Genomic DNA, 12944 nt, shown 5'->3' with positions numbered 1-12944 from the left:
CGAATCGATAACAAGGATGCTGTCATGGCGCTTCAGCAGGAACTTCGCGACCTGATCAACCTGTCTCATGCGTTGGCCTGGAAGGGCGCGGGAGACTCGCCCAGCGCATCCAACATTCCCGACGAACCCGGGCTGGTTTCGGCGTTTCTCGATGAATCCATACAGAATCAGCTCGAAGCCAGCCTTCAGGGCGCGCTCGGCAGCAGCGCAAGCGTACAGGTCAACAGCATTTTTACCCACAAGACCCCATTGGTGACGCCTGAAGGCCGCAGTGCGGTGGAGATCGGCGATCTGCTGCTGGTGCGGCAGCACTTCGTTACGACAACCGACTCCGTCGAGGGGCGGGCGCTGCTCCTGCAGGCCAAGAGGAACAAGCATCCGGACAGCGGCGACATCTCGGAAGGCAAGCCGCAGATCCAGTATCTCCTGTACAAGGACTGGCCGCGTTTTCACGGTGACGGTCGCCTCGGCCACTGTCCGGACCCGACGCCGACGGGGGGCGTGGAGCAACCCTGGGACTTCAGTCTTTCCAATCCACTGGGCAGGTTTGGCCAGTATGTGGCCATCTTTGATGGCCAGGCCCACCCGCATCCGGCGGTATTACCGCTTGCTGCGCCCACGGCAGCTTTTGATGCATCACGTTATCCGCCTGATGGCGGGAAGGGGACGCCGAGGACAACATGGGCATGCGGACAGGTCCAGCCGACCCCACCGGTCACGAACATTGCCTGCAACGAGGACTTTGCCGAGGTACTGGAGCATTTCTTCCTTGGCACCGTGGGTGAACACTTCACGCCCGGCACGGTGAGTGGCGACGACCATTGGTCGCGCTTTGTAACCACCATGCTGGGGGCGGCCACGCAATCCAGCTACACATTCCTGTCCTCCCGTACGAACGTGCTGAAACCCATTTCGCGCGGTGCGAAGATAAGTACGCTTCTGGGTATCCAGCCCCTGCTCAAACTGGCGATCATGAAGGAGATTGATCGCCACTTTCGCAGTGCGGCGTTCACTGCATCGTTTGACTACGACCACGAGCCGCACTTCTTCCACCGGGCGATTGAGCGTTCGGCATTCGTCAATCATCTCGCCCAGATCCAGCAGAGGCTGCGCCGGGAGCTCGATATCGAGTATGGCGGGTGGTTGCCGCCGGACGATATGCCCGGGCCGGACAAGAGTGGGGGAGGTCATGTTCCGATCCTCTCGATCGCCAGCAGTGGACCGAAACCGCTTCTGCCTGAGCCAAGAGAGCCCCGCTTCCGGGGCGAATAGCATCGGTGCCAGTGCGCTGGCGGGGCACACTCTGGCCCCGCCCGGTCAGGGTCGCCCCGGATCATGCATCCCGCGCAGCTTTTTTTTGTTGATCTTGCCCACGCTGGTACGCTCGATGGACTGCACGAAGCTGACGCGTTCCGGAATCGCATAGCGCGAGATGTCGCCCGAGCGGCTGCGCGCGGCGACGAGGTCAATGATCTCCGCTTCCGTGACGTCGCTGCCGACCTTCCTGACCACCAGCGGCAGCGGCCGCTCGCCCCATTTGGTGTCTGCGATCCCGATCACGGCCACTTCGCTGACCGCGGGGTGCAGGGCGATGATGTCCTCCAGGGCAAGCGACGAGATCCACTCGCCGCCGGTCTTGATCACGTCCTTGATGCGGTCGGTCACGCGCAGGTAGCCGCCTCCGTCGATGTTGCCGATGTCCCCGGTATGCAGGTAGCCGCCCGCCCACAGCGCCTCGGACGCCGCCGGATCGTGCAGGTAGCCTTCGGTAAGCCAGGGGGCGCGTACCACCACCTCGCCGGTGGCGATGCCATCGTGGGCAACGTCGTTCATGTCCGGGTCGACGATGCGCAGCTCGACCAGCGGCACCGGTATGCCGGCCTTGGTGCGCAGCGAGAGAACCTCATCCGCGTCGGTCACGGCCTCGGCATCGATCTGGGCGATGGTCAGCAGCGGACAGGTCTCCGACATGCCATAGCCACCGAAGATGTCGATGCCGCGTGCCAGTGCCCGTTGCGCCAGTGCACGCGGCAGTGCGGCCCCACCGATGATCACCTTCCAGTGGGCCAGATCGGTGTCCGCCGCAGCGGGATGCTCCAGCAGCATGTGGAGGATGGTCGGTACGCAGTGCGAGAAGGTCACCTTCTCGCGCGCGATCAGTGCCAGCAGGTTGGCAGGCAGGTAGCGCCCCGGGTACACCTGCTTGATGCCCAGCAGTGTGGCCACGTAGGGCAGGCCCCAGGCATGCACATGGAACATTGGAGTAATCGGCATGTAGACATCACCGCGATGCAGGCGCCCCTGGGTGGCTGCGCTGCCCAGCGCGGCCATGCCGGTCAGCGAATGCAGGACCAGTTGCCGGTGGCTGAAATGGACGCCCTTGGGCAGGCCGGTGGTCCCGGTGGTGTAGAACATCGTGGCACGGGTGTTCTCATCGAAGTCCGGGAACTGCGTGACTGCAGAGGCGGCGCGCAGGCCAGCCTCGTATTCGGTCACGAAACCCTCCGGCAATGGGCCGACGGCATCCTCCAGCAGGATGCGCGTGCGCAGATCCGGCAGCTGCTCGTCGATGCCGCCCAGTATCGGCAGGAATTCGCGATGGGCGAGCAGCACCCGCGCGCCACTGTGGTTGAGCGTGTAGGCAATCTGTTCGGGGGCCAGGCGCACGTTCACCATCATCAGCACCGCGCCGATCATCGGCACGGCGAAGTAGGCCTCCAGGTAGCGGTTGCTGTCCCAGTCCATCACCGCCACGGTATCGCCGTGCCTGACCCCGAGCGAAGTCAACAGCCCGGCCAGCTGGCCGATGCGCGCCTGCAGCGTCCGGTAGTCGAAGCGGACCGAATCGCCATAGACAATCTCCTGGCTTGGGTTCACCGCCAGCGGCGTGTGCAGCAGCTGCTTGATCAGCAGCGGACAGGTGGAGGCGCCGGCAGCAGCGGGGAATGACATGGGGTGTCCTCGTGGACGACGTATCGGTGGCCGCCCTTCATACCGCCACACTAGCCGCCCGCCCACGCGGCGCCAGCGTACCTAGGTACGCCTCCCCGAGGCGGGGCGATTTGCTACTCTCGCCTGCACATGCCAACCCTGCTCATCGCCGACGATCACCCCCTGTTCCGCGCGGCGCTGCATCGTGCGGCCGAAGAGGCGGTGGCCGACCTGCAGATCAGTGAAGCCGATTCACTGGACGGCGTGCTTGACGTGCTCGAGCGCCAGCCGATCGACCTGATGCTGCTGGACCTGCACATGCCGGGCAACCACGGCCTGGCCGGACTGGCCACGCTGCGCGCCTTGCAGCCGGGGCTGGCGATCATCATCGTTTCGGCCAATGAAGAGCCGAAGGTGATCCGCCGTGCCATCGACCTCGGCGCCGCCGGCTACCTGCCCAAGAGTTCAGGCCTGAACGAGCTGCAGTGCGCGCTGCAGTCCGTGCTGGAAGGCGAACGTTGGATACCTTCACTGCTGCGCGAACCGGTGGCCCGGGTCGCAGCGTTCAGCAAGGACGCCGACCTGGCCGCGCGCCTGGCCAGCCTGTCGGCGCATCAGTACCGGGTACTGAGCCTGGTGGCCGAAGGCCTGCTCAACAAGCAGATTGCCGACCGGCTCGGGGTGCAGCTGCGCACCGTCAAGGCGCACATGACACGGATCATGGAACGGTTGGGGGTCCGCAATCGGGCGCAGGCGATCCGCGTTCTGCATGAAATGGGGCTGGCCGATCCCTCCCGGCAGATTGAAGACGCAGCAGAGCGCTGACCGCTCAGGGCGCTGCCGCTGCGGCAGAGGCCAGCAGGTGGTTGATCGCCCAGCGCAGCGCCAGTGGCCTGAAGGGCTTGCTCAGCAGTGACAGCCCAGCGCCGCGCACTGCATCACGGGTCTCGGCGCCGGTGTCCGCACTGAGGATCACCGTGGGTCGTGGCGCCTGCGCCGCGGCCAGCCGCGCGAACAGTGCCACACCGGTATCGTCGTCATCGAGGTGGTAGTCGAACAGCCACAGTGCCGCGTCGTGCGCCGACGCATCGATGCCCTCGGCGCCGCGCAGGGCGACGACATCGCAGCCCCAGGACAGCAGCAGCTGCTGCATGGCCGCCAGTGCGTCGGCATCGTTGTCGACCACCAGCACACGGGTGCCCCTGAGGGTGCTGCCGGCGTTGGCAGGCGGTTCGATCCGCGGTGCCGCCGGTGCCGCACTGCGCGCCACGCTGACCGAGAACATCGAACCGCGATTGACCACGCTGCGCAACTGCAACGGTGCGTGCAGCAGGGCCGCGATGCGTTGCGCGATGGTCAGCCCCAACCCCAGGCCCTGGCCATTGCTGCGGTCCACCCGATGGAATTCCTCGAACACCACCGCCTGCTGCTCGGCGGCGATGCCGGGCCCGGTGTCGTGCACACCGATGGACAGGCATTGGCCTTGGCGACGCACGCCCAGCAGGACGCCGCCGTGCCGGGTGTAGCGGATGGCATTGGCCAGGAAGTTCTGCAGCACGCGGCGCAGCAGCAGCGGATCGCTATGCACCCAGGCGTGGGTGCGCAGGTAGCGGAACTGCAGGCCGCGCGCCGCCGCCAGTACCGCAAATTCCTGCGCCAGCGGGTCCAGTACGGTTGAAAGTGCGAACGGGCGCGGATCGGCCACCAGACCGCCGGCTTCCAGCCGGGAGATGTCCAGCAGGCCGGACAGCAGGTCATCGGTGGAATCCAGCGCACCGCGGATCTGGTGCAGGAAACTGTCAAGGAACCCGGATTCGATGTGCTGCGACATGGCATCGGTCAGCAGCTGTGCGGCGTGCAGGGGTTGCATCAGATCGTGGCCGACGGCCGTCAGGAAGCGGGTTTTGGCCGCGTTCGCGCGCTCGGCGTCCTGTACCGCCTGCTGCAGCCGGGCGGTACGGTCCTGCACGCGGCGCTCCAGTGTTTCGTTGCTGCGCCTAAGTGCATCCTCGGCGCGACGGAACGCGGTGACATCGGTGAAGGTGGCTACGTAGCCGCCACCGGGCATCGGGTTGCCGCGGATCTCGACGATGGTGTTGTCCGGGAAGACCCGCTCGGAGAGATGCGGGGTGCCGCGCTGCATGTGCGCGACGCGACGCTGCAGGGCCTGCTGCGGAGAGTCAGCGGGGCCCTCGCCGATCTTCAGCTGCGCCAGTGCCCAGGCGGTGAGGTTGACCACCGGCTGCCCGACCTGCAGCAGTTCCGGCGGAAACCGGAACAGCGCGGCGTAACGGCTGTTCCAGGCCACCAGCTGCAGCTGCGCGTCAACCACGCTGATGCCCTGGCTCATGTTCTCCAGCGCCGCTTCCAGCAGGCGCTGGTTGAAGCGCAGCACCTGGGTCGCTTCGCCGACGGCACGGGTCACCGCGTCCAGCGGCGCGGCGCCCCCGTCGCGTGCGGCCTCGACCAGCAGGCGCGCCATACCGGCGCCGACCACGGCGGTCAGCTCACGTTCGACGGCAGTGACCCGGTCGTCATCCAGCAACTGCCCCGCATCTCCTGCCAGCAACTGGCGCGCACGCTCCTGGCCGAGGAAGCGGCTGGCGGTCTTCCGCAGCGTGGCCGCCGCCACCGCGTCGCGCCGACGTGGCAGCGAAGGGCGCACGGCCCGCGATACCAGGGCGACGGTGAGCAGGTTGACCGCCAGGCTTGCGCCCATGCTGATGGCGATGTGGCCGGGCTGCATCCGCAGCGAGACCACCGTCAGCCATCGCAGCCCCTCCGGGCTGGCGGCCGGTGCAGGGAGCACCATCGGCAGCAGTACCAGCCACAACCAGGCCAGTGAACCCAGCACGATGCCGGCGACGATGGCCGGCGAGGGCGTGCGTGGGCGGTACACCGCCAGCAGCACCGCCGGCGCCAGCTGCGAGAGCGCGGTGAAGGACATCAGGCCGAAATCGCTGAGCGCCTCGGTATCGCTCATCGCGCGGCTGTACAGCCACGACATCAGGAACACGGCGAGGATGCCGGCACGGCGGAACGCCAGCACGCGCGGACGCAGGTCGGCATGCGCCACGCCGCCCTCGAAGCCACTGATCAGGCGCGAACCGAAGCCGTGGTTGCCGAGCATGATCGACAGGGTCAGCCCGGACAGGATCATCATGCCGGTTGCCGCGCTCAGGCTTCCCAGGTAGGCCAGCAGCGCCAACAGGTGGTGGCCACCGGCCTGCGGCAAGGCCAGCACGTACAGGTCGGGCGTCACCGACGCCGGCAGCTGCGCGGCTCCGGACAGTGCCATCGGCACCGAGGGCAGGCCGATCAGCAGCAGGTAGACCGGAAACATCCAGCGTGCGGTTTTCAGGTCCGAGCTCTGGCGCAGTTCCACCACCCCGACATGGAACTGGTGGGGCAGGGTGAAGGCGGAGATCGCGCCCAACGCGACCATGGTGAGGTAGTCCGGGACGATGGCCGGTGGCGGCAGCTGCGCCATCCTGTCCAGCAGCGGTATGCCGGACCGGTGCACCGACAGTGCCGCATACAGGCCAATGGCCAGCAGCGCGGCCAGCTTCAACAGTGATTCCAGGCCCAGTGCAACCACGATGCCACGGTTCGGTTCGGTGGCCGACGCCTTGCGCGCGCCGAACAGCAGGGTGAAGGCCGCCATCGTCAACGCGAACCAGAACGACATGTCCAGGTGCGCGCCGGCCGGTGCGAAGCGATCGCCAAGCAATGCCCCCAGTCCCTGGCTGACGGCTTTCAGCTGCAGTGCGATGTAGGGAATGATGCCGAACAGTGCAACCAGGGTGATGGTGAAGCCGAGGCCGCGATCTGCGCGCAGCCGGGCCACCACCAGGTCGGCGATGGTGGCACTGTTGTGCTGCTTGGCCAGGCGCCCCAGCCGCATCAGGAAGGGCAGGCCGAAGGCGAAGATCAGCGCCATCCCGGCCAGGGTCGGTGGAATCGGAAAGCCCCATTGCAGGCCCTGCGAAGCGGCGCCGTAGTAGGTCCATGCGGTGCAGTGCACCGCCAGCGACAGCGCATAGATGGCCGGCCACGCGCGCGCCAGCCGGTGCCCCTGGCGCTCGCCCCAGAGGGCCACGCCAAACAGCAGTACGGTCCACGCAATACAGGCGAACAGGACGACAGTAGGCGTCAACATCGCTCCAGTGTAGGCAGGGAGCCGGGCAGGCGGGTGCTACGGGGCAAGCACGATCAATGACAGCTGCTCAGCAACCAGTGCCAGCTCGCCATCGTCAACGCGTTCGACGGCCTTGCGCTGGGTGAGCAGCCACTGACCCGGCTGGCGTGCATCCAGCGACACCAGCTGCGAGCGCACGCGTACGTCGGTGCCGCTGGGTACCGGCGCCAGGAAGCGGACCTTGTTCAGGCCGTAATTGAGGACATGGGCAATACCGGGAAATCCGGCCAGGGCCGCCACGTCGTCCTGCACGGTGAGCGAGAGCAGCAGGAAGCCGTGTGCAATGGTGCATCCACCGGGCAACTGCGCCTGTGCGCGCCGCGGATCGACGTGGATCCAGTTGTGGTCGCCGGTGGCGTCGGCGAAGGCGTCGATCGTTGCCTGCGTGATGCGCATGCCGGCGCCCACGCGTTCCTCCGCGGCCCACCGATGCAGGGCCTGCAGCGCACTGGGCAGCGCGTCCGCCACAGGGCCGCTGCTCACCGCACACGCTCCAGCAGGGCCAGGATCGCATCGCGTGCTTCCGGCTCGGACAACATCGGTGCATGGCCGACGTCGGGCACTTCGACCAGGCGGGCACGCTCCGATGTCGCCGCCATCTGCCGGGCAACATCGGCCGGCAGGATATCGGACAACGCACCGCGCACCACCAGCACCGGCACCCGCGCGGTCAGCCCGCGCACCGCGCGCCACAGCACGGGGCGCAGCAGCCACAACAGCCAGGGACGCGTCGTGCGGATCACCGCCGGGTCGTAGTCCAGTTCCAGCCGCCCATCGCTGCGCGGGCGGAAGGTGCGCACCGCCATCGCCCGCCAGTCTTCGGTGCTGAAGCGCGGAAACGCGGCCTTGCCGATCGACGCCACATAGGCCGTGGCCTGCTCCAGATCCATCGGCGGCACCGGCTTGCCGGCGTACTTGCCAATCCGCGCCAGCGCTTCGCGCGGCACTTTCGGGCCGGCGTCGTTCAGCACCGCTGCGGAAATCAGCTGCGGTGCGCGCGAGGCGAGGGTGATGGTCACCAGGACGCCCAGCGAGGTGCCGATGAACACCGCCTTGTCGATGTTCTGCGCGCGCAGCAGCGCCACCATGTCATCTGCGTAGGTGCGCGGGTTGTAGCTGGACGGATCATGCGCACGTTCTGATCCGGCGCGGCCACGCAGGTCAACCGCGATCACGCGCCAGCCCACGGCAGTGAGGATGCCGGCGAGCGCATCGAAATCGGCGCCATTGCGGGTCAGGCCGGGGATGCAGACCACCGTGCCGCGGGCCGCCTGCCCGGTATCCGGTGCATGGTCACGCGCGTGCAGGCGCAGGCCATCGTCGCTGTTCCAGTACAGATCTACGTAAGACTGCGTCATGCACGGGGCTTCCTGGAAATCGTATCGGATGCTCTAGAAATCGTAACGGACGCTGAGGCTATATTGGCGTGGCGGGCCGTAGAAGCCAATCAGCGTGCCGACCGCCGGGATGTTGTAGCCGGTGGTGCGGTACTCCTTGTCGGTCAGGTTGGTGCCCTGCAGCGAGAAGGTCCAGGCATCATCCAGACGCCAGATCACGCCGGCATTGACCAGCCCGTAGCCGTCCTGGCGGATCACCGGGCTCAGGTCGGTGGTCGGCCACACTTCGCTCTGGTAGCTGTAGCTCACCCGTGCCGACAGGTTGCTGCCGTTGGCCAGCTCGGTGCGGTATTCCACGTTCAACGCACCGGAGAATTCCGGCGCATTGGTGAACTTCATCTGCCGGGCCACGTTGACGCCACGGTCCAGGTACTCGTCGTACTTGGTGTCCAGCCAGGCCAGGTTGCCGGAGATCAGCCAGTGCTGGGTGGGCAGGTACTGGTATTCGACCTCGAGGCCCTTGACGGTGCCGGCGCCGGCATTTGTGAAGTCGCCGAAGAAGGAATCATCGATGCCATCGCCATTGGTATCCAGGCCGGTGAACACCGACAGCTGGATGTCCTTGTACTTGTTGTAGAAGGCCGACAGGTTCAGGAACAGGCGCTGGTCGAGGAAGGCCATCTTGCTGCCGACCTCGTAGCTGTCCACGGTCTCGTCGTCGAACGGCTCGGCCGAGCGGGGCACCGCCACCGCGTTGGCGCGGATGTTGTAGCCACCGGACTTGAAGCCGCGCGTGGCCAGGCCGTAGACCATGATGTCCGGGGTGATCTGGTAGTCCAGCGAGACCTTGGGCGAGACGTTCGTGAAGTTGGTCTTCTTGTCGAAATCCGCGGTGACCGCCACCGGCCGGCTGAAGCCCGGGTCGGCATAGAGCCGGTTGAGCACGATCGCGCGCTTGTCCTCGTCGGTGTAGCGGGCGCCCACATCCAGCTTGAGCCTGCTGGTCAGGTCGAAGGTCCAGTCCGCATACAGCGCAATGCTGTCGGTCAGCACCTTGCCCTGGTTGTCGGCGAACTGCGCGCTGAAGTAGTTGTTCTGGATCTGGCCACCGGCCTCGCCGCTGAACTGGTACAGGCCGACCACGCCGCGCACGCGGCCGCCCGCATCGTAGTTCAGCTGCACTTCGTTGCTGACCTGGTTGTCGTTGTAGGTGCCGCTGACGTCGGCCAGCTTGACCGGCGTGGTGTCGAAGTCGATGTTGGCCTCGCTGTCCGATTCGCGCTTGGCCACCACGTACTTCACTGCGATGTCCTCGTTCGGCCGCCAGTTCACCGTGGCCGAAGCGCCCTTGGTCTCCACGTTGTTGAGGTTGCGCATTCCCGATCGGATGTCGTAGCGGCTGTCCATCGGCGGGTAGGGGCGCAGGAACGGGTTCGGCGCCAGCATCTTCGAGCCACGCATGCCGGACTGGTCGTCAATCCAGTCCAGTGCGAACTGCACATCGAAGTCGTCGCCCGCATAGGCGCCAAGATTCAGGCGTGCCGCGTTGACCTGCTTGTCGCTGACCGGTTGGCCATTGATGGTGTTTTCGCCAAAGCCATCGTGATTCATGCTGGCCACCGCCACGCGCGCGCGCAGGCCGCTGTCGGCGCCGCCGATCGGGCCGCCGATGGCCGCCTTGGCATCGAGCTGGCTGTAGTTGCCCACGGTGATCTGGGCGAAGCCCTCGGTCTGGGTGGGCAGGCCGCGCGAGATGTACTTGATCGCGCCGCCGATGGTGTTCTTGCCGTACAGCGTGCCCTGCGGGCCGCGCAGCACCTCGATGCGCGAGACATCGAATACGTCCAGCAGGGCGCCCTGCGGGCGCGCGATGTAGACGTCATCCAGATAGATGCCCACGCCCGGGTCGGCGCCCCAGGTCGGGTCGGACTGGCCGATGCCGCGGATATAGGCGGTGACCGTGCTGCTGGCGCCGCGCGCGGCGTAGATGGTGAGGTTGGGCACCTGCGCATCCAGGTCGCTGATGTCCTGGACATTCATCCTGTCCAGCGCTTCGGAAGTAAAGGCGGTGACCGCCACCGGCACTTCCTGCAGGGTTTCCTCGCGCTTGCGGGCGGTGACCTTGATGCTGTCCAGGTTGGTCGGCGAGGCGGACCGGCCGGCCGGCGGCGCTTCCTGTGCCAGTACCGGCCCTGCGGCCAGCCATGCGCCGATCATGAGACTCAAACCGTTCCGCTTCATCCACTCCTCCCCCAGGCATGTCCGTATTGATGGCCCCTTGCCATCCCTGCAGCCAAGGCTAGCGGTGTCATCCGCCGCCAGCGAGTGGACCTAGGTCCAGTCGGCAGTGGCCATGGGATGCGGATACTGGGGGCGCCCCCAGCCGGGAACGCTCCCCGGTACGCCTTCATCCACGACCCACGCAGGAGGATCTGGTCATGAACTCCACAATCGATTCGATCAAGCGGGTGCTGCTGATGCTGTGCCTCTGCCTGGCAGCGGGCAGCGCTTCCGCTGCAGGCCCGGCCGGACATTGGGACATCGGCCTGTACGGCAATCTGTTCGGCGCCCGCGAGTACCAGGTCTGGGTACCTGCCGGCTACGACGACGCCCAGCCGCTTCCGCTGCTGCTGGTGCTGCACGGCTGCGTGACCGGGCCGAACCTGATGGGCGAGGCCTCGGGCTTCAACGATGTGGCCGATACCGAGGGCTTCATCGTGGTGTACCCACGACAGAACGTCACCGCCAACCCGGCGCGTTGCTGGAACTGGCAGCTGCCGATCAACCAGGCGCGCGACAGCGGCGAAGCGGCGATCCTGGCCGGCATCGTGGACAAGGTGAAGGCGGGCTACAGCGTTGATCCGCACCGCGTCTACGTCACCGGCATTTCAGCCGGCGGTGCGATGACCTCGATCATGCTGGCCTGCTACTCGGACGTGTTTGCCGCCGGTGCCATCCATTCCGGTGGCATGTTCAAGGGCGCGACCACGATTTCCGGCAGCGCCTATGCACTGCTGGCAGGCAGCATCTACTCGCCCGACAGCAACGGCAGGCTGGCCTGGCAGTGCTCCGGATCGCCGTCGCCGCGACCGCTGCCGGTGCTGGTGTTCCATGGCAGCGCCGATCTCACCGTCAACCCGGTGAACGGCCAGCAGGCCGTGCGCCAGTTCCTGCAGACCAACGATCTGGCCGATGACGGCCAGGACAATGACTCGGTGAAGTATGTGCCGACCAGCACCCATCACGGCCAGGTACCGGGTGGCCGCGCCTATACGGTGGATACCTATGCCTACGGCGGCCGCACGCTGGTCCAGCATTATGTGGTGCAGGGCATGGGCCATGCGTGGAGCGGCAGCCAGTCGGGCCTGCCGTTCACCGACCCCAAGGGGCCGGATGCCACGCTGATCACCTGGTTGTTCCTGAAGGACTACCAGCGCTGAGACTGGTCTTCAGCGCCGGGCCCGCGCAGTCGGGTGCTCCGCTCCGCCAGGAAGCGCTTGGGCGGGGCACCCACGGTCTTGCGGAACATGGTCACGAATGCGCCGGCGCTGTCGTAGCCCAGCTCATCCGCAACGGCCTGGACGGTCTTGCCGCCGGCCAGCATCGGCAACGCGACCACCACGTGCATCTGCCGGCGCCAGCGCCTGACGCTCAGGCCGGTTTCACCGGAGAACAGCCGGGACATGTTGCGCTCGCTCATGCCGATCCGGCCGGCCCAGACGTCCAGCGTTGCCCGCTCGGCGGGCGCGGCCAACATCGCACTGGCCAACCGGCGCAGCCTCGGCTCGGATGGCATCGGCAGGTGGATCCACTCCGGTGGCGCGGCAATGAGTTCGTCCAGGAGCACCGCCATCAGCCGCGCCTGTGCGCTGCCGTGCTCGTACTGTTGGGGGTGATCTGCCACGCGTTCGAGCAGAGCGTGCATGAACGGAGTGATCGCCATCGTGCAGCACTGCGTAGGCAAACCCGTTACCGCTCCGGGTTCAACGAACACGACGAATCCATGCGGTTTTCCGCTGCTGCTGGCCCGATGGGTCAGCCCGCCCGGAATCCACACCGCACCCTGCGGTGGAACCACCCAGAGGCCGGCGTGGGTCTCCAGCGTGATCAACCCACGCGTAGCGACCATGACCTGTGCCTTCCGGTGTTCATGGAAAGGCATTTCCCAGGCATCGGGAATGGGTTCCAGTCCAAGCACCATCACCGGCAGGTCGATCCGATCGGGGTAGTCCGGACCGACCTCGTCCTGCCCTGCAAGCGATATCATCACTTCGTTACCCGCCCGGTGCGCGTCGGGCCGGCCCTGTAGTGGCGTTCAGGCCTCGTCACGTGCCTGCTCCGGTTCGCGCCTGTGCCAGACGCAGATGAAGCCCATCAGGACGTGGACGATCGGCGGGTCAGCACGTGGAGTGGCGACGGCCGCGGTGGTGTCGCTCATGAGGGCATCCTCTGTGGTGGAGGATGACAAGCGTATTCGG

At 66.5% G+C, this 12944-nt stretch carries 10 protein-coding genes; 3 read left to right on the top strand and 7 right to left on the bottom strand.

Going from position 1 to position 12944, the window contains the following annotated elements; all coding sequences use genetic code 11:
* Window positions 1–24: 24 nt before the first annotated feature.
* Complete coding sequence (locus tag QRO93_RS01750) at window positions 25–1272, top strand: hypothetical protein (RefSeq protein ID WP_180878431.1); 1248 nt, start codon at window positions 25–27, stop codon at window positions 1270–1272.
* Between the two features lie 45 nt (window positions 1273–1317).
* Here QRO93_RS01750 and QRO93_RS01745 read toward each other — a convergent pair whose 3' ends face one another.
* Window positions 1318–2952, bottom strand: coding sequence for a fatty acid--CoA ligase (locus QRO93_RS01745; protein ID WP_180878430.1), 1635 nt, complete (start codon window positions 2950–2952; stop codon window positions 1318–1320).
* A gap of 129 nt (window positions 2953–3081) precedes the next feature.
* On the opposite strand from QRO93_RS01745, the gene QRO93_RS01740 reads away from it, so the two are divergent.
* Window positions 3082–3756: a response regulator transcription factor gene (locus tag QRO93_RS01740; protein ID WP_180878429.1), complete on the top strand. Its 675-nt coding sequence runs from the start codon at window positions 3082–3084 to the stop codon at window positions 3754–3756.
* Between the two features lie 4 nt (window positions 3757–3760).
* On the opposite strand, the gene QRO93_RS01735 is transcribed toward QRO93_RS01740, so the two are convergent.
* The 4 genes from QRO93_RS01735 to QRO93_RS01720 are packed head-to-tail and all read right to left on the bottom strand — an operon-like array spanning window position 3761 to window position 10683.
* Window positions 3761–7090 carry a PAS-domain containing protein gene (locus QRO93_RS01735; RefSeq protein ID WP_180878428.1) on the bottom strand — a complete coding sequence of 1110 codons (3330 nt, stop codon included), beginning with the start codon at window positions 7088–7090 and terminating at the stop codon, window positions 3761–3763.
* 36 nt (window positions 7091–7126) lie between these two features.
* A complete protein-coding gene (locus QRO93_RS01730; protein ID WP_285303925.1) occupies window positions 7127–7612 on the bottom strand; it encodes a MaoC family dehydratase in 486 nt (161 codons plus the stop codon).
* Window positions 7609–8487, bottom strand: coding sequence for an alpha/beta fold hydrolase (locus QRO93_RS01725; protein WP_180878427.1), 879 nt, complete (start codon window positions 8485–8487; stop codon window positions 7609–7611). The genes QRO93_RS01730 and QRO93_RS01725 overlap by 4 nt, the downstream gene beginning before the upstream one ends.
* A gap of 33 nt (window positions 8488–8520) precedes the next feature.
* Complete coding sequence (locus QRO93_RS01720; protein ID WP_180878447.1) at window positions 8521–10683, bottom strand: TonB-dependent receptor; 2163 nt, start codon at window positions 10681–10683, stop codon at window positions 8521–8523.
* Window positions 10684–10904: 221 nt separating this feature from the next.
* On the opposite strand from QRO93_RS01720, the gene QRO93_RS01715 reads away from it, so the two are divergent.
* Window positions 10905–11906: a PHB depolymerase family esterase gene (locus QRO93_RS01715; RefSeq protein ID WP_285303924.1), complete on the top strand. Its 1002-nt coding sequence runs from the start codon at window positions 10905–10907 to the stop codon at window positions 11904–11906.
* Here the strand turns inward: QRO93_RS01715 and QRO93_RS01710 are convergent.
* Together QRO93_RS01710 and QRO93_RS01705 are read right to left on the bottom strand one after the other, a co-directional pair.
* On the bottom strand, window positions 11894–12733 hold the full coding sequence (locus tag QRO93_RS01710) for a helix-turn-helix domain-containing protein (RefSeq protein ID WP_219626089.1): 840 nt from the start codon (window positions 12731–12733) through the stop codon (window positions 11894–11896). The genes QRO93_RS01715 and QRO93_RS01710 overlap by 13 nt on opposite strands.
* Before the next feature lie 48 nt (window positions 12734–12781).
* Complete coding sequence (locus tag QRO93_RS01705) at window positions 12782–12904, bottom strand: hypothetical protein (protein WP_258010859.1); 123 nt, start codon at window positions 12902–12904, stop codon at window positions 12782–12784.
* Window positions 12905–12944: the final 40 nt, after the last annotated feature.

This window comes from Stenotrophomonas maltophilia group sp. Smal17 (assembly GCF_030237045.1).
GTDB classification, from domain to species: Bacteria; Pseudomonadota; Gammaproteobacteria; order Xanthomonadales; family Xanthomonadaceae; genus Stenotrophomonas; species Stenotrophomonas forensis.
The sequence above is the reverse complement of the archived record's forward strand: the minus strand, read 5'-3'. Positions and strand labels throughout refer to the sequence as shown.